Annotated in this window: 18 protein-coding genes and 1 tRNA gene; all 19 read left to right on the forward strand. The window is 45.6% G+C overall.

Annotated features, from left to right (window positions below):
* Positions 1–83 precede the first annotated feature (83 nt).
* The 19 genes from F9K33_07405 to F9K33_07495 all read left to right on the forward strand — a co-directional run bounded on the left by F9K33_07405 (position 84) and on the right by F9K33_07495 (position 16,712).
* A complete protein-coding gene (locus tag F9K33_07405) occupies positions 84–467 on the forward strand; it encodes a DUF559 domain-containing protein (GenBank protein KAB2879816.1) in 384 nt (127 codons plus the stop codon).
* On the forward strand, positions 464–1,945 hold the full coding sequence (locus F9K33_07410) for a DUF2779 domain-containing protein (protein KAB2879817.1): 1,482 nt from the start codon (positions 464–466) through the stop codon (positions 1,943–1,945). Before F9K33_07405 ends, F9K33_07410 begins: the two co-directional genes overlap by 4 nt.
* Before the next feature lie 117 nt (positions 1,946–2,062).
* On the forward strand, positions 2,063–2,458 hold the full coding sequence (locus F9K33_07415; protein KAB2879818.1) for an endonuclease domain-containing protein: 396 nt from the start codon (positions 2,063–2,065) through the stop codon (positions 2,456–2,458).
* Between the two features lie 74 nt (positions 2,459–2,532).
* Positions 2,533–3,510: an NAD(P)-dependent alcohol dehydrogenase gene (locus F9K33_07420; protein KAB2879819.1), complete on the forward strand. Its 978-nt coding sequence runs from the start codon at positions 2,533–2,535 to the stop codon at positions 3,508–3,510.
* Between the two features lie 776 nt (positions 3,511–4,286).
* Positions 4,287–5,720: a hypothetical protein gene (locus tag F9K33_07425; GenBank protein KAB2879820.1), complete on the forward strand. Its 1,434-nt coding sequence runs from the start codon at positions 4,287–4,289 to the stop codon at positions 5,718–5,720.
* 281 nt (positions 5,721–6,001) lie between these two features.
* Entirely contained in the window at positions 6,002–6,499 is a 498-nt protein-coding gene (locus F9K33_07430) for a rhodanese-like domain-containing protein (protein KAB2879821.1), read from the forward strand.
* 98 nt (positions 6,500–6,597) lie between these two features.
* Complete coding sequence (locus F9K33_07435; protein KAB2879822.1) at positions 6,598–7,098, forward strand: rhodanese-like domain-containing protein; 501 nt, start codon at positions 6,598–6,600, stop codon at positions 7,096–7,098.
* Positions 7,059–7,571: a DoxX family membrane protein gene (locus tag F9K33_07440; protein ID KAB2879823.1), complete on the forward strand. Its 513-nt coding sequence runs from the start codon at positions 7,059–7,061 to the stop codon at positions 7,569–7,571. The genes F9K33_07435 and F9K33_07440 overlap by 40 nt, the downstream gene beginning before the upstream one ends.
* Positions 7,572–7,632: 61 nt before the next feature.
* Entirely contained in the window at positions 7,633–8,523 is an 891-nt protein-coding gene (gene ispE, locus F9K33_07445) for a 4-(cytidine 5'-diphospho)-2-C-methyl-D-erythritol kinase (protein KAB2879824.1), read from the forward strand.
* A gap of 210 nt (positions 8,524–8,733) precedes the next feature.
* Positions 8,734–8,804, forward strand: a tRNA-Gln gene (locus tag F9K33_07450).
* A gap of 45 nt (positions 8,805–8,849) precedes the next feature.
* Complete coding sequence (locus F9K33_07455; protein KAB2879825.1) at positions 8,850–9,785, forward strand: ribose-phosphate pyrophosphokinase; 936 nt, start codon at positions 8,850–8,852, stop codon at positions 9,783–9,785.
* A gap of 52 nt (positions 9,786–9,837) precedes the next feature.
* Entirely contained in the window at positions 9,838–10,542 is a 705-nt protein-coding gene (locus F9K33_07460; protein ID KAB2879826.1) for a 50S ribosomal protein L25, read from the forward strand.
* Positions 10,543–10,678: 136 nt separating this feature from the next.
* Complete coding sequence (locus F9K33_07465) at positions 10,679–11,260, forward strand: aminoacyl-tRNA hydrolase (protein ID KAB2879827.1); 582 nt, start codon at positions 10,679–10,681, stop codon at positions 11,258–11,260.
* A 117-nt stretch (positions 11,261–11,377) separates the two neighbouring features.
* Positions 11,378–13,792, forward strand: a complete 2,415-nt coding sequence (locus F9K33_07470; GenBank protein KAB2879882.1) for a sodium-translocating pyrophosphatase — start codon at positions 11,378–11,380, stop codon at positions 13,790–13,792.
* A 200-nt stretch (positions 13,793–13,992) separates the two neighbouring features.
* Positions 13,993–14,388: a 30S ribosomal protein S6 gene (gene rpsF / locus F9K33_07475; GenBank protein ID KAB2879828.1), complete on the forward strand. Its 396-nt coding sequence runs from the start codon at positions 13,993–13,995 to the stop codon at positions 14,386–14,388.
* A gap of 163 nt (positions 14,389–14,551) precedes the next feature.
* Positions 14,552–14,836: a 30S ribosomal protein S18 gene (gene rpsR / locus F9K33_07480; protein KAB2879829.1), complete on the forward strand. Its 285-nt coding sequence runs from the start codon at positions 14,552–14,554 to the stop codon at positions 14,834–14,836.
* A 47-nt stretch (positions 14,837–14,883) separates the two neighbouring features.
* Positions 14,884–15,327, forward strand: coding sequence for a 50S ribosomal protein L9 (locus F9K33_07485; protein KAB2879830.1), 444 nt, complete (start codon positions 14,884–14,886; stop codon positions 15,325–15,327).
* Between the two features lie 70 nt (positions 15,328–15,397).
* Positions 15,398–16,072, forward strand: a complete 675-nt coding sequence (locus tag F9K33_07490; GenBank protein KAB2879831.1) for a TlpA family protein disulfide reductase — start codon at positions 15,398–15,400, stop codon at positions 16,070–16,072.
* A 385-nt stretch (positions 16,073–16,457) separates the two neighbouring features.
* A complete protein-coding gene (locus F9K33_07495; GenBank protein ID KAB2879832.1) occupies positions 16,458–16,712 on the forward strand; it encodes a hypothetical protein in 255 nt (84 codons plus the stop codon).

A 16,712-nucleotide genomic window follows, 5' to 3' on the forward strand; every position in this document is an offset into this window, starting at 1 on the left:
GTCTAGAAGGGGACGTACTGACTCAGATAGTACGTTCCCTCTCCTCATCGAGGAGAGGGACAGGGTGAGGTTGGAGATAAACCATGAACAAAATATTCAATCAAAATGCTCGAAAAGAAAAACGCCGCTCCTTGCGTCGGCGCTCGACCAAGGCAGAACGGACGCTCTGGCAAAACCTGAGAAACCGCGGTTTTGAAGGGTATAAATTCCGAAGGCAAGTCAGTGTCGGTTTTTTCGTGCTGGATTTCTACTGTCCCGAATTGAAACTCGCAATGGAAGTTGACGGATATACTCACGACTCCGATGAGGCCAAAAAATACGATGCGGAAAGGCAGGAGATCATAGAGAACTATGGAGTTCGATTTCTTCATATCCGCGATGAAGAAGTTCATGAAGACATCGAAAAAACACTGAAAAATATCAAAACTGAAATCCTGAAGCGAATTGATGACGACAAAAAACTATGATAACCACGCCCTTCCTCTCAAAATCAAAATACCTCAACGGACTTCAGTGCCCCAAACTGCTTTGGCATTATTACAATGCGAAAGAAGAGATCCCCAAAACCGATGCCGAGACGCAGGCAATATTCGATCAGGGGCATGAGGTAGGTGAGCTTGCGAAAAAACTTTACCCGGATGGGATAGAGGTAGCCAAAGGGCTTGTGGATTTTGAAAAAGTCATTGAGCAGACGCAGAAACTGATCTCTAAACGTAAGCCGCTATTTGAAGCCGCTTTCTTATATAAGAGCGCTTACGCCCGCGTGGACATTCTGAATCCGGTCGAAGACGATGGCTGGGAGATCATCGAAGTCAAAAGTTCTACCAGGGTCAAGGATATTAACCTGCGCGATCTTTCACTCCAGTGGTATACCTATCAGGGCGCCGGGCTTTCGATCAAACGATCTTATATTTTGCACATTAATAACCAGTATGTTCGCAAAGGTGAAATCGATCCCGAAAAACTTTTTACGCTCACCGATATCACGGAAGAAGTGAAAGACCTACTGCCCTTGGTAGAACGTCAATTAGCTGATATGACGGAAACCATTTCGGGCAAAACTTGTCCCGAAGTGGCCATCGGCACCCATTGCAGTACTCCTTACGACTGTCCGCTGCAGCAGAAGTGTTTTGTTTTTCTTCCGGAACATAATTTGTTGACGCTCTATTATATAAATAAAGAAAAAGCCTTTGCACTGATCCACCAGGGAGTGACTGATATTTTGGCGCTGAATGATCGTGTGGAGCTTTCCGATAAACAGAAACTTCAGGTTGAAAGCCTTAGGTCCAAAAAGCCATATTTAAATAAAAGCGGTATTCGCACATTTCTGGACACGCTGGAATATCCGTTATATTTTCTTGATTTTGAAACGATCGGGCCTGCCATGCCGCTTTTTGATAACACGATACCACATCAACCGATCCCATTCCAATTCTCTCTTCATATTCAGCGTTCAGCCGGAAAAGATACCGAGCATTACAGTTATCTCGCGGACGGGAAACATGACCCGCGTCCGGAACTGCTGAAACTGCTGAAAAAACATTTAGGCCATCAGGGGTCGATCATCACGTATAGTGCGTCTTTTGAAAAGGATAAACTGAATCGCGCGTGCGAAGCGTTTCCGGAATTTGCGAAATGGAATGATGGAATTCAGAAACGTATCGTCGACCTGCTTGATCCGTTCAAGGCGTTCCACTTCTATCATTATGATCAAAAAGGAAGCGCATCGATCAAGTCCGTCCTGCCCGTTCTGACCGGAACCGGCTATGAAGGTATGGCGATCTCGGAAGGAGGCATGGCCAGCCGGGAATTTCTGCGCGTAACTTTTGGCGAAAACATAACGGAGGAAGAACGAATGGCCGTTCGAAAAAATTTGGAAGACTATTGTTCGCTCGACACCATGGCGATGGTGGAGATCGTGGAGAAGTTGAGGGAGATGGTGTGATGGTAACCTCATCCCTGTCCCTTCTCCTTGAAAAGGAGAAGGGGACGTACTAACTCAGACAGTACGTTCCCTCTCCTCGTCGAGGAGAGGGACAGGGTGAGGTTGGAGACTAGAACCATGAACAAAATATTCAATCAAAAAATTCAAAAAGAAAAACGCAGGGCATTACGCAAGCGCTCGACACGCAGTGAACATATGCTTTGGCAAAACCTGAGGAATCGCGGGATCGACGGATTCAAATTCCGCCGGCAGTTCAGCGTTGGGCCGTTTGTCCTGGATTTTTATTGTCCGGAATTGAAGCTGGCGATTGAAGTAGATGGTTATTCACACGATTCCGAAGAAGCAAAGAAATACGATGCGGAGCGCCAAGAGATCATTGAAACATACGGCGTCGTGTTTGTTCGTATTCGTGATGAGGAAGTAAAAGAAAATATAGAGCTAGCGATCATTAAGATAAAAGATCAGGTCAAAAAATTAAATCCAACCTCACCCTTTTCTCTCCCTTTGAAATAGTACGTGCCCTGCTCCTCTCCCAGGAGAAGAGATAGGGATGAGGTTGGAGAAAAATTAAATCCGGAGTCAACCTTATGAAAGCAATCACCTACACTCAATACGGATCACCCGATGTGATTCGGTTCGAAGACGTAGAAAAACCCGTTGTCAAAAACGACGGAGTACTGGTAAAAATTTATGCGGCCTCGCTGAATGCGTACGACTGGCATTTTCTCACCGCGGACATATTTCTTGTTCGCCTCATGGGCGTGGGCCTCTTCAAACCCAAGAACCCGCGGCTTGGCGCGGACTTCTCGGGACGTGTGGAAGCGGTGGGGAAGAACGTGACGCAGTTCAAGCCCGGTGACGAAGTGTACGGGGACGCCGCTTCGTTTGGGAATGGCGCTTTTGCGGAATACATAGCCCTGCCTGAAAAAGCAATGGCGCTGAAACCGTCGAATTTATCTTTTGAAGAAGCCGCGGCTGTGCCGATGGCGGCGCTCACCGCTCTGCAGGGTTTGCGCGACGAAGGGAAGATCCAGGCGGGACAAAGAGTTTTGATCAACGGCGCATCCGGCGGAGTGGGAACGTATGCCGTGCAGATCGCGAAATGGTTCGGCGCGGAAGTGACTGCGGTGTGCAGTACGAGGAATATGGATCAGGCGCGCACGCTTGGGGCCGATCATGTTATCGACTATACGAAAGAAAATTTCACGCAAAGCGGCAAGTTGTACGACCTGATCTTTGCGGCGAATGGATATCATCCGCTTTCCGCGTATAAGCGCGCGCTGACGCCGAAAGGCATTTATATCATGGCGGGTGGAACTGGAACTCAGATCTTCTCGGCCATGCTCCTGGGGCCTTTGATGTCAAATAAAGGCGGGAAGAAAATGGGCGGTGTGTCGGCGAAAATAAACCAAAAGGATCTGTTCATTATGAAAGAACTGCTGGAGTCGGGGAAAGTGGTACCGGTGATCGACCGGCGCTATCCTTTAAGTCAGACGGCGGATGCGCTGCGGTATCTTGGAACAGGGCATGCGCGGGGAAAGGTGGTTATTACGGTGGAGAAGTGATGACCGCCCACCCCCGGCTTGTAAAGGCAAAAGATGCAATATTATTTCTGAGCTTTATTGTGTTTTGTATTAAGAAAGTACTTTATATTCTCAGTGAATAGTATTAACGGAGAATTTCTCTTATACGGACATGAAAAAAATTACTTTTCTAATGCTTATTGGGTTGTGTACTGCGAATCTTCTAGCGCAAGAAGAGTACATGGTAGTTTTTTCCGGTGGACTAGTCAGGCCAAACGATTCCAAATCCAAAAAATTCTGGAACCAGGGGAATTCTCTTGATTTGCGTACAAAATTCAAAAAAACGGATTTTGGTGCCATGTTTGCTGAAATAGGATATTTATGGAATCAACTCAAATCAAAAAACAGAATTAATGACCACTCTACGCATAGGAGCGATTTTCTTGTTGGGATTGGCACTGAGCTCAATTCGAAATTGTTAATTTTCAATTTGAATTCGTATTTTAGTGTTGGGGCATTATATGAAAAGAAACCAGCTTATTATAATTTTGATCGGGGAGTTGATCCATATTTAGAAAAAAAAAGCACCGATACGAAATACTATTTTAATTCAAGCATTGGCTTAAGCCGACCCGTTTCTAAGAATTTGGAAATCGGCATCAATTCTCGATTCCTTTTTTCGATACGCGGAGAGCCGCGAGGATTCTGGTTTCCCGTTACGTTGGATTCACGAATTCGCTTTTAGACTTTAATTTTTGTTCACGAAGAAATGTAAGATTGATTCATTGTGTTTTGTAGATTTCCCGGCATATGAAAACATGATTAAATACACAGGCTATTATAATATGATTAAACAATACCTGCTCTTATTATTCAGCGGCGTCTGTTTATATGCTCAAACAGATTCCGTCGTCACGATAGAAATTAATTCCAACTATAAGAATGCTGTTATTTTTGTTGATGACCTCGAGACTTCTTACGTGACACCATCCGGAATTCCCAACATAAGAATAGGAAATCACAAGATCACGTTACGCTGGAACGACCTTCTTAACAATTCCGAATACATTGCTGAAGAGTTCATCGATGTTATGGACAAAGAAACCAACCGTTTCCAAATAGATTTTAAACCGGTCTCCGTCACATTGGTATGCAATGCTGAACAAACCGAGCTCTATCTTAATGGGCGACTTAAAGGTGAGGGCGGCGATCTGGTTATTGATAGGATCATTCCCGGCACTTATAACCTGCGCCTCAAACAGAATTTTGGAATGATGGCTGAGAAACAAGTCTATTTTCCTCCCAATAGCAGCGATTGTCCTCCCGAGTGTTTCATATTTGGTAATCTCCACGTGGTCTCGGAAGAGATCGATAACGTGCCGATTCACATCAATGGAATCAAAACGGATCGGCTCCTGCCTGCAAAATTCAAGAATCTGATTATCGGCGAGTATGAAGTTTCGGCAGAGGTACACGGGAAGCTTATTTCGAAAAGGGTCGTAGTGAAGAAGGACGAAGAAAATTACATACACATAAATCCGAAACAAATGGCAGAAGAAATCAAACAACAGGAATTAGCTCATGAAGCGTTTTTGAAACAGGAGCGAGCTTTGCAGAAGGAGAAAGAAAGAGCTGAAAGAGAACTTAGAAAAAGTCAAGAAGCTTTAAAGCCAAAAGAAAAGCTTCCTTTTCTTGTCGGAATTACTGCGGGACTAAATGGTTCATACACCACGAAATTCTCAGGTGGTAAAAAGATCAATTACGGCAGACTTAACTATGGCGGATTTGTGTGCATTCCTGTCTTTGATCTATTATATGTCCAGAACGAAGTGAGGTATTTTCCAAAGAAATACGACGGGAAGATTACAGCAGGTTGGGAAAAAGAAACCTATACGTGTAACATTTCATATCTCTATGATTTTGTTCTATTGCGGAAGGATTTTCGAAATGGAATCTTTTTTATCGGCGGTGGCGGTATTGGTTTGGCCTTAAATAGTAAGAAAATTCTATATGAAACTGTTAATGACATTGCTCATTACACTAATGACAAAAGCGCCGACGCCGCTTGGGCAATAGGTTTCGGATTTGATCCATCGCATGATTTTTCAATTGAAGTAAGATTTGCCAGGAGCATTGCGAGATTCAAGCCCGCCCATACAGACATCGATGTGCGACCAAAGACTATTTCATTAAACGCGGGATATTACCTGGATATCAATTCAATTTATAAGAAGGTCAAAAAATTATTTTGATATCTGTGTGCCTATTTTATGTTGGGGGCGGCACGGCGTATCCCAAAAAAATCACTTGTCTTTACGCTCGGTCCTAATTAGATTTCATGCTTATCGGGTTGGCTCACAAATGGAAAAGAACACTTCAGTCTGAGCGAAGTCGAAGACTGATTTTACTAAACTTGGTCATGGTTCGACAAGCCTGTCCTGAGCCCTGCCGAAGGGCTCACCATGACGTATGTGAGTAAACCCGATAAGCACATTAGATTTTTATAAACAGTTCACATAGCCCAAAATTAGCTATGCTATTCAATAAACTACTTTTTCAGTGCGGCATTATTGCCGCATCGAGTCTGCTTAGCGGAATGACGTTCAATCATTTTCATGACAACGGATTGGATGTGATCCGAAAACCTGCTGTTAAATCGTCCTATCAACGGATGGAGACGCAGGATCCGAAAAAGAGCAAACAACTTTCCATCGACGAGGCCTACACATTATTCAAGACCAAAGCCGCCGTATTTATCGATGCGCGCCAGGAAGTTCTCTATAAAATGTCGCATATTAAAGATGCGGAATGGATTTACCATCAAAACGCCAAAGAAAATCCGCGCCTGAAGGATTATAAAAAAGATCAACTGCTGATCATCTACTGCGGCGGGCCGAAATGCGAACAGGCCGAGCATTTAGTGAGTGAATTGGAAGAATTAGGTTTCACCGGCGTATTTCTCTTTCCGGGCGGTATGGATGAATGGCGCGCGGCCGGCTACCCCATAGTAGAACGTAACAAAAAAGAATAGCGCGTATATTTAAGAATACGATTTAACGGTATAAGCTCAGATGCTTCGTCTGAGCTTTTTTCTTGTCTATTATTTTTGGAAATCTTACTTTAACTTCCATGATAAAAAGAATCTCTATTCAATCGTCAATTGTGTTATTTGGAAGCCTTTTAGCCGGTTTGGCGTTTAACGGCTTCAACCCGGGCGGCATTTCATTACTGCCGTTACGCCATTCCACGTCAGCTGCTGCATCGGGCAATACGCTGACCCCTGATGAAATTTTAAGCAAACCGGGCCGAACGCTGTCGCTGGCAGAGACGCATGTTTTGTTTGACCATAAGGCGGCGGTATTTATCGATGCCAGGCCCCCTTCATTTTATCAAGCGGAACATATACAGAACGCCATTTCAGTTTATTATAAAACAGCGGGACTGAATCCTGCGCTGGACAAGCTCAAAAAAAATGATCCTTACGTCGTGTACTGCAAAGGCCCCGCATGTAATCAGGCGCAGTTACTCGCCGAGACCATGCACAAGGCAGGATTCACAAAAATATTTTTGTTTCCCGGCGGCATGCAGGAATGGCGCCTCGTACAGTATCCAATGGATCGAACACCCTGAGAGGTAACCCCATGTTGGAAAAAATGAAATTACTAATGCAGGCCTATAACGGCGTCGTTTCCCTCATCGCGCGGGTTATACTGGGCTTAATTTTTGTTTATGCGAGCATTGAAAAAATAACTTACCCGGAGCCGTTCGCTCAGAATATTATCGCTTACGAGATACTTCCGCAGGCGCTGGTCAACATGGCCGCGATATGGCTTCCCTGGCTGGAAATGTTCTGCGGCCTTTTGCTGGTATTGGGAATCTGGGTTCGCGCCAATGCGGCGATTCTCAGTATATTATTGACGCTGTTTATTATCGCCATTGTCTCCGCTTTAATACGAGGCTTGGATATCAGTTGCGGCTGCTTTGAAGTTGGAGACAGCGAAGCGATGGTCGGATGGCGGCGAGTGATCGAAGATGCCGGCATGATGTTCTTATCCCTGTGGCTGATGAAATTTCCAAGGTCGCACTGGGCTCTCGAAAAGTAAACTAAAACTGGATAACCGGTGAAGGCTACGCTACAGTAGCCTTTTTCATTTTAAAGGATATATGAACTTAGAACACGATTACGCCGTAACGCGCTCGTATGCCAAGATTAATATCGGCCTGAAGATCGGAGAACAAAGGGCCGACGGATACCACGATATTGAAACGATTTTCAAAGTTATCAGCCTGGCCGATACGATCACCTTCGAAAAAAACACCCTTAATAAGACCCGCCTGTTTTCAAAACAAACGACCATTCCTCTCGATGATACCAATATCTGCGCGAAAGCCGTCAGATTATTGGAGGAGGAAACCGGAGAGAAATTGGGTGCGGATATTCATCTCGAAAAATCCATTCCCATCGGCGCCGGGCTCGGCGGCGGAAGCAGTAACGGCGCATGCGTTTTGATGCAGATCAACAAGTTGTATGAACTTCATCTCAGCGATGCTAAACTGATGGAACTGGGAGCCGCGTTGGGGTCCGATGTGCCCTTTTTTGTCGGATTTTTACTTGGGAAAGGCAATACGGCGATCGGCAAAGGACGAGGTGAAATGCTGGAGTTTTTTCAGTGGGATTTGACAGAAAAAGTTCTCCTGATCTATCCGAATATTGAAATTTCAACGGCCTGGGCGTACAAAAATTTCCGGGCGGTTTTGGACTCGCAAAATACTGAAAATTCAAGTTTAAACTTGACAAATAAGGCAAAATCTATTATGTTTAGCGCACCTTTGGAAAAAAAGGCGTTTTTAGGCAATAATTTCGAGCCATTAGTCTTCGCAAAGCATAGTAAAATAAGGCTTCTACAGGAAATGCTTGAAAAAGAAAACGCCGTTTTTGCTAGGATGTCCGGAAGCGGTTCGGCCGTGTTCGGATTGTTCGATAAAGCCCGAAATCTTGAAAAATTGGTTTCTGACATTTCCGGAGATTTTGTTACGGTTTGTGAATTTGTCTGATTTGTTCTTTTAAATTTTGCAACTGCAACTACTCAGTGGTCAACCCTGATTGCCGGTCGTGTCATTCTGCAAGAATCTTTTTGAATCACAGGCCGCACTTTCAAAGTAAAAAGATTCTTATTGGATGACAACTTCGTTTTCAGATATTAATATCTTTAATCCTCTATGAGTGGAAAGCATCAGGACTGCTGAGTAGTTGCAATGTTTTATTGGGGTGTAGCCAAGTGGTAAGGCAGAGGGTTTTGGTCCCTCCATCCGAGGTTCGAGTCCTTGCACCCCAACTGGTTTTTGTTTTACGAATTTATTCTGATTGAGAACTGCTTGCAATGGTTGATGTAAATGAAATAATGCTGGTATCCGGCCGCGCAAATCTTTCCTTTTCTGAAAAAGTTGCCAAGAGGTTAAACATAAATTTAGGAAAAGTGGAGGTCACCAATTTTAGTGACGGCGAGATATTTGCGAAATACGATGAGAACGTTCGCGGTAAAGACCTTTATATCGTTCAACCGACGATACCGCCGGCCGACAATCTGATGGAACTGTTGATCCTGATCGACGCGGCAAAACGTTCTTCGGCGTATCGCATCACCGCGGTCATTCCGTACTTCGGGTATGCGAGACAGGACCGCAAAGACCAGCCCCGCGTTCCGATCACGGCAAAACTGACGGCCAATTTACTGACTACTGCCGGCGTAGACCGGATTCTTACGATGGACCTGCATTCTGCACAAATACAGGGATTTTTTGATATTCCGCTCGACCATTTATATTCCTCGGCGGTGCTGACCGAATATTGGAGAAACGTTTTGAAACCCGGCTCCGTTATTGTTTCGCCCGATATGGGCGGCGTGAAATTAGCCCGTGCGTATGCCAAACGGCTGGACGCAGATTTTGCCATTATTGATAAACGCCGTCCAAAGGCCAATGACGTGGAGATCATGAATATTATCGGCGACGTGGACGGCAGGGACGTCCTGATGATCGACGATATGATCGATACGGCGGGAACGCTTACGCAGGCTGCAGCGGCATTGAAGACACAGGGCGCGCGGGAAATCTATGCGGCGTGCACGCATCCGATTCTCTCAGGCACCGCGATCCAAAAGATCATGGCGTCGCCGATAAAAAAAATCGTTGCCACCGATACGCTCCCGATGCGCAATTCGTGCGAGAAGATCGAAGTCGTTTCGGTCGCGCATATTTTTGCCGAAGCGATCGCGCGTATTCACAAAGCGGAATCGATCAGCGTATTGTTTAACTAAAATTATAATAACTAATTCACATGTCTCATAATTAATATCAGGGGATGATACCATGGCACAGATCGTTTTAAATGCGGAACGCAGAGACGCTGGCAAAAACAGCGCAACCGCCAGCCGCAGACAGGGGAAAGTACCCGGCGTATTTTACGGATTTGGACAAGAAAATATGACTATCCAATTTGACGCGTTGTCGTTGGTGAAGTTTCTTCAGTCTGAACACACGCTGGTGACGTTCACTTTGGATGGCAAAGAATACAAAGCACTAATTCGTGATTTTGACAAAGACCCGGTGACGGGTAAAGTCATTCACATCGACATCATGAGCGTTCGCATGGACCGCGCCATCGATGTGCGCGTACCGATCGAATTCGTCGGAACGCCGATTGGCGTGAAGACCAAAGGCGGTATTTTGCAGCATGATATGAACGAATTTCATATTAAATGTTTGCCCGGTGATATCCCGCTGCATCTCGAGGTCAATGTGGAAAATATCGATATCGGAAAAGGTATCCACGTACGCGATTTGAAATACGACAAAATTACGATTTTAAATCCTCAGAGCGAATCCGTTTGTACTGTAGTAGTTCCGAAGGCTCTTGAATCCGTACTTGCGGAAGCGACCGCCGAACCGACCGAACCCGAATTGATCGGCGCGAAGGGTAAAGAAGAGGGCGCTGAAGGAGAGGCCAAAGAGGGAGCTCCGAAAGCGGCTAAAGAACCCGCTCCGAAAGCAGCAGAGAAGGCCGAAAAGAAATAGTAATTCAAAGGCCGAATCAACCGTCCGGTTTGTTAATCCGTTGATTTCATTTTTGACAGGATGGGCAGGAGTTATCCTGCTAAGTTCTTGTCCGGTTCTGGGGCGGTGACGCCAAACGAGCGGCGGTTATCAGTTTATGAAATTAATTGTAGGTTTAGGTAATCCGGGATCACGTTACGAGCGCACGCGCCACAACGCCGGATTTATGGTCATTGACAAGTTGACAAACGCTCTCGGTATTTCCTTGAGGGCCGGCAAAGGCGAATATGCCATAGGTGACGGCAATCACGCCGGTGAACGCGTATGGTTGATGAAACCGACCACGTATATGAATAACAGCGGAATGGCTGTTCGCGAGGTCGTTCAGTTTCATAAATTGGCTTTGCAGGACATACTGATAATCTGCGACGATGCGGCTTTGCCGGTAGGAAAGATTCGATTGAGAAAAAGCGGAAGCGATGGCGGACAAAACGGACTGAAGTCGGTTATTTTTCATCTGAATAGCGACCAGTTTCCGAGACTGCGCGTCGGTATTGCCAATGACCTGATGCAGAAAATGGACCTGGCCGATTTTGTTCTCTCACGATTTGACGCGTCGGAAATCGACACATTGCATGAAATGACCGAACATGCCAAAAATGCGGCGCTGGAATTTATCCAAACCGGCGATATTGAACTTTGTATGAACAAGTATAATAGTAACAAGAACAATGACTAATATTAAAACGTTCAATGATAAATGTATAATCATCACACTAACAGAAAGGATTCAACCAAAATGAATCTATCACTCAAACCGGGTATCGGTGCGGTTAGTCGTTATTTGAAATTATTTATGTCCGGCCTGGCCATCGTGGCTACCAACGCCGCATGGGCAGTAGCTCAGGATGAACCCAAGCACTCGGGCGGCGAAGCCAGCCTCAAATTACCCGACCTTTCAACGGTGTCTTTCTTGGGAATGGACGGCCACTCGATATTGTTGTACGGCTTGGTGATCTGCTTTCTGGGGTTGATGTTCGGACTCATGATGTACATGAACCTGAAAAATCTGCCCGTTCATAAAGCGATGCTGGAAGTTTCAGATCTCATTTATGAGACTTGCAAAACCTACCTCGTTACGCAGGGTAAATTCATCCTGATCCTGTGGGCATTTATCGCGGTGATCATTTCGGCGTATTACGGCTGGTTATCGCCTGTTCCTGACAAGCCCATCGGCCTTACGCTTATGATCATTCTGCTGTTCTCGCTGGTGGGTATCGCAGGCAGCTACGGCGTAGCGTGGTTTGGAATCCGCGTCAACACGTTTGCCAATTCCCGCACCGCTTTTGCCAGCTTACGCGGTAAACCGCATGCGATCTATGCGATTCCTCTACGCGCCGGTATGAGTATCGGTATGCTTCTGATCAGCGTGGAACTTTTGATTATGTTGTGTATCCTGTTATTTATTCCGGGCGATTATGCCGGGCCGTGTTTTATCGGTTTTGCGATCGGTGAGTCCCTTGGCGCTGCGGCTCTGCGAATAGCCGGCGGGATTTTTACAAAGATCGCGGATATCGGCGCCGACCTCATGAAGATTGTATTTAAAATTAAAGAAGACGATGCGCGTAACCCCGGCGTGATTGCCGATTGTACCGGCGACAATGCCGGCGACTCGGTCGGACCCAGCGCGGACGGTTTTGAAACGTACGGTGTGACGGGCGTGGCATTGATCACGTTTATTCTGCTTGCTATTTCTGACCCGATGGTGCAGGTGCAGCTGCTGGTTTGGATCTTCATCATGCGCGTCATGATGGTCATCGCAAGCGCAGGCGCCTATTTTGTGAATGAAGCCGTCGCCAAAGCACGCTACGCGGATTCGGATGATATGAATTTTGAGGCGCCGCTGACGACCTTGGTTTGGCTCACGTCGATCACGTCCGTTCTTCTGACGTATTTAGCGTCGTATCTCATTATTCCTAATCTCGGCGGCGATCCCACGTTGTGGTGGAAACTTTCAACGATCATCTCGTGCGGAACTTTAGCCGGCGCGATCATTCCTGAATTGGTAAAAGTTTTTACGTCGACCGAATCCACGCATGTCAAAGAAGTGGTAGCATCGTCCAAAGAAGGCGGCGCGTCGCTCACGATTCTTTCCGGTTTTGTTGCCGGCAATTTCTCAGCCTATTGGCTGGGAATCAGCATCATGCTTCTGATGGCCATATCATATTATTTCAGCACTATGGGTTTAATGGCGATCATGCTCGCTCCGGGCGTGTTTGCGTTCGGCCTCGTTGCTTTCGGATTTTTGGGAATGGGTCCTGTGACTATTGCCGTGGATTCGTACGGCCCGGTGACGGACAATGCGCAGTCGGTGTATGAATTGTCCCTGATCGAGCAAGTACCTAACGTGGCTGCGGATATGAAGAAGGAACACAATATCAGCGTCAATTTTGAACGCGCAAAACATTTACTTGAAGCCAATGACGGCGCCGGAAATACATTTAAAGCGACGGCCAAACCGGTTCTAATCGGCACCGCAGTGGTCGGCGCTACCACGATGATCTTCTCGATCATCATGGCGCTCACGGGCGGGCTGAGCCACGATGTGCAAAAACTTTCGCTCCTGCACGCTCCGTTTTTTCTAGGCCTTGTTACCGGCGGCGCAATGATCTACTGGTTCACCGGCGCTTCCACACAGGCTGTTACTACGGGAGCTTATCGTGCGGTAGAGTTTATCAAAGCAAACATTAAGTTAGAAGGCGTGGTGAAAGCGTCGGTAGAGGACAGCAAGAAGGTTGTCGAGATCTGTACGAAATACGCTCAAAAAGGCATGTTTAATATATTCCTTGCCGTATTCTTCGGAACGCTGGCATTTGCTTTCACGGAACCGTTTTTCTTTATCGGATATCTGATATCTATTGCGATCTTTGGATTATATCAGGCTATTTTTATGGCGAATGCCGGCGGCGCATGGGACAATGCCAAGAAGATCGTAGAAGTGGATCTCAAACAAAAAGGCACGCCGCTGCATGACGCCACGGTGGTGGGCGATACGGTCGGCGATCCTTTCAAAGATACGTCTTCCGTTGCGATGAATCCCGTGATCAAATTTACGACGCTGTTCGGATTACTTGCAGTCGAATTGGCCGTAAAATTGGAAATGGATGCCGGCTCGGGATTAACGCATGGTCTGGCAGTTGCCTTTTTCTTAGTGTCGGTCTATTTTGTTCACCGTTCGTTTTACGGTATGCGTATCGGCGGCGCGAAGTAGCAAACATATAAGGCGGAGAAACCACTGCGATCGCAGAGGCTGATAAAGGATTGTTTTGTGAATACGCTGTGCGAATATTTAGAAGTTTTTTGATTTTTGTTATTTAATTTTTCTTTAAACCCTGCGTTAGAATTGAGGAATAATAATTGTCTTCTCAAACGCTAACGCCGAAATAAGTCCAAAGGGAGGAGTTAACGCTCATGTCCAAAAAAACCCGCAGAGGTTTGCCCGGTCAGCTACGCAGTTATGAAACAGTCGTAGTGGTAGATCCGCAAATCGGCGACGATGTCATTAAAAGCATTGTCGAGAAAACAAAAGAAGTAATTGCCGGCCATAACGGCACCGTAACGAAAGTCGAAGACTGGGGAAAACGCAAACTTGCGTATATTATCGACAAAAAGACCTACGGGCAGTACACGTGCATCGAATTCGAAGGACCCGGAGAAGTCGTCAAAGGATTGACTGATTATTATCACATCTCCGAAAATATTTTACGCCATATTACCCTGCTGATCGATTCCCGCCTTCGTGAAGAACGTAAGCGCGAGAAGGCTCCGGCCAAAGAACCGGGCTCACAAGACGAAATGTTTGTCTGATCGGAGCGACCGTATATGGGAAATATCAAAACGCCGTACACGCTTGACGGTAAAATAACGGGTCATGAAAAGCTAAAACCATTCAGCCAACCGGGAATACAACGACGGGCGTGAAACGTTAGTACGGCGAATAAAATTAACGATTTTTAAAAAGGAAAATGTTATGAATGCACGTGAGTTAAAAGAAAGACGCGACAAAAGAAAAGACCAGAGGAATCAAAAAAACGCGGCCCTCAAGCACAAGAATTGCCCTTTCTGCGAAGACAAGACCTTATTCGTGGATTACCGCGATACAAAACGGTTGTCAAAGTTCACATCCGAGCAAGGCCGTATTTTGACCCGCAGGACAAGCGGCGTATGCGCATTGCATCAGCGCCAGTTGGTCAATGCGATCAAACATGCGCGCCATCTCGCCATGCTGACATTTGTGTCGGACATGACGCGATAAACGCCGGGGCAAGCAACGAACATTATTAAAACCATCGGAGAAAACGTATGAAAGTAATATTAAGAAATAACGTCGAGAATCTGGGCAATGCCGGCGAGATCGTCGACGTCAAACCCGGATATGCGCGAAACTTCCTCGTTCCGCAGGGGCTTGCGTTGATCGCAACCAAAGCGAACCAATCGGTATACGATAACGAGAAAAAACAAATTGCTTTGCGAATTGCAAAGGAAAAAGTTCTATCGGAAGAAATGGCGCAAAAATTAGAAGCTGCGTCGGTGACTATTGCGGTTTCGGTTGGCGAAGAAGATAAACTTTTTGGTTCCGTAACGTCACAGGACATTGCCGACAGCCTTATTTCGCAAGGATTGGAAGTGGATAAACGAAAAATTATTTTAGATGAACCGATCAAAGCTCTCGGGCTCTACACAGTGGATATCAAACTCCATACCGACGTCGTCGGCAAGATCAAAGTGTGGGTTGTCAAGAAATAATCGTTTACTTGAAATTTCGATTAGATGATAAGAAGGCGGTTCTTTAACAAACCGCCTTTTTTTATTCTTTTTGTTTGATTTGCAGGTTCGGGTTTCATTATATTTGATAGTAAAGGTTTGCAAATCTCTCGATGAATTCCTGATCGCTGTTTTTGTATTCACCCAACCAAGGAAACGATCCGTGAAACGTTTATCATTTGTGCTTTTCATCCTTTCGGTATCATTTTATCCTGCAAATGCCCAAAAAGATACTTTGTTGGAGATTGGGTCGCCGGCTCCTAATTTTTTCCTAAAGGGATTGGACGGCAGCGAGTTTTTTTCCCGTGACTTCTACGGCGATACACGCAATATGCCCAAGGGCCGTAAGGAGCGTAATGACATGGTTTTCAGTTTTTTTGCAACGTGGTGCGTCCCATGCCGGAAAGAAATTCCTGAGTTGGAAGCCCTCTCAGAAAAATATACCGATGTTAAGTTTTATCTTATCAATGTGGCGGAGAACAAAGAAAAGATTAACGATTACCTGGCCAAGACGCCTATCCGTCTGCCGATTCTTCTCGACATCTATGGGAAGGTTTCTGAAAAATTTAACGTCAAGGACGGAGGAAATGCGCTGGCCGTTCTCCCGACGCTCGTCATGATCAATAAAGAAGGCATTATCCATTTCTACAAAAAAGGATACGTCGAAGGAGACGAAAAAAAGATGGAAGGCGAGATCCTGAAGATGCTGAATGCGACAAGCAGGTAAGAGTTGACTGAATGCAATCATGCCAGAATGGCAATATCATGGTTGCAGTTAACGGATTCCGTTTTGCAAAAAAAAAAGCGGATTTGCATCTTGAATACTTTTGGCCGGCTTGCCGATGAGCAAATCAATTTTTTTTAATTGATAACTTAGCCCTGAATGGTTATATTGAAACCGATTTTACCTATCTTTAGGACCGAACCAGCACGATTAAGGGACTAATTCTTTTTTCTTGGAAAATAAAAAGTGTTCTCGCAGTGAGTTTCTAAGAGATTAGTCAGTCCTTTTCTAATCAAAAAAGCCTTTCTTGCACTTTAGTTTGTGTTGTTTCGTCTTATTTTGTGAATATAATATCGATCCGACAACGATTAACTGCGCGGAGAAAAAGATGGAAAATCTGCCTCCCCGGTTTCCACTGATTCTGTATACTTCTTCCAAGTCGGCCCATCCGTCCAACTTATCCGAAATACATTCTATCCACCGTCGTCCTTCACCTGATGAAGTATATTCCTTAGGGGTCGTATTTCTTTCCAACCATGTTCCATTATCGAATGGCGTCGAAACACAGCCGCGTTCAGAATTTGTGTTCAAAGACAAAATAGAACCCGAAGTATCGTCCAGATATATGAATAAAGGAGTGTGA

The sequence above is a fragment of the bacterium genome (assembly GCA_008933615.1).
GTDB lineage: Bacteria > CLD3 > CLD3 > SB21 > SB21 > SB21.

Excerpts from the sequence above, each read along its gene's own strand:
- F9K33_07405 (KAB2879816.1), top strand. The coding sequence starts at position 84 with ATGAACAAAATATTCAATCAAAATGCTCGAAAAGAAAAACGCCGCTCC.
- F9K33_07410 (KAB2879817.1), top strand. The coding sequence starts at position 464 with ATGATAACCACGCCCTTCCTCTCAAAATCAAAATACCTCAACGGACTT.
- F9K33_07415 (KAB2879818.1), top strand. The coding sequence starts at position 2,063 with ATGAACAAAATATTCAATCAAAAAATTCAAAAAGAAAAACGCAGGGCA.
- F9K33_07420 (KAB2879819.1), top strand. The coding sequence starts at position 2,533 with ATGAAAGCAATCACCTACACTCAATACGGATCACCCGATGTGATTCGG.
- F9K33_07425 (KAB2879820.1), top strand. The coding sequence starts at position 4,287 with ATGATTAAATACACAGGCTATTATAATATGATTAAACAATACCTGCTC.
- F9K33_07430 (KAB2879821.1), top strand. The coding sequence starts at position 6,002 with ATGCTATTCAATAAACTACTTTTTCAGTGCGGCATTATTGCCGCATCG.
- F9K33_07435 (KAB2879822.1), top strand. The coding sequence starts at position 6,598 with ATGATAAAAAGAATCTCTATTCAATCGTCAATTGTGTTATTTGGAAGC.
- F9K33_07440 (KAB2879823.1), top strand. The coding sequence starts at position 7,059 with ATGGCGCCTCGTACAGTATCCAATGGATCGAACACCCTGAGAGGTAAC.
- ispE (KAB2879824.1), top strand. The coding sequence starts at position 7,633 with ATGAACTTAGAACACGATTACGCCGTAACGCGCTCGTATGCCAAGATT.
- F9K33_07455 (KAB2879825.1), top strand. The coding sequence starts at position 8,850 with ATGGTTGATGTAAATGAAATAATGCTGGTATCCGGCCGCGCAAATCTT.
- F9K33_07460 (KAB2879826.1), top strand. The coding sequence starts at position 9,838 with ATGGCACAGATCGTTTTAAATGCGGAACGCAGAGACGCTGGCAAAAAC.
- F9K33_07465 (KAB2879827.1), top strand. The coding sequence starts at position 10,679 with ATGAAATTAATTGTAGGTTTAGGTAATCCGGGATCACGTTACGAGCGC.
- F9K33_07470 (KAB2879882.1), top strand. The coding sequence starts at position 11,378 with ATGTCCGGCCTGGCCATCGTGGCTACCAACGCCGCATGGGCAGTAGCT.
- rpsF (KAB2879828.1), top strand. The coding sequence starts at position 13,993 with ATGTCCAAAAAAACCCGCAGAGGTTTGCCCGGTCAGCTACGCAGTTAT.
- rpsR (KAB2879829.1), top strand. The coding sequence starts at position 14,552 with ATGAATGCACGTGAGTTAAAAGAAAGACGCGACAAAAGAAAAGACCAG.
- F9K33_07485 (KAB2879830.1), top strand. The coding sequence starts at position 14,884 with ATGAAAGTAATATTAAGAAATAACGTCGAGAATCTGGGCAATGCCGGC.
- F9K33_07495 (KAB2879832.1), top strand. The coding sequence starts at position 16,458 with ATGGAAAATCTGCCTCCCCGGTTTCCACTGATTCTGTATACTTCTTCC.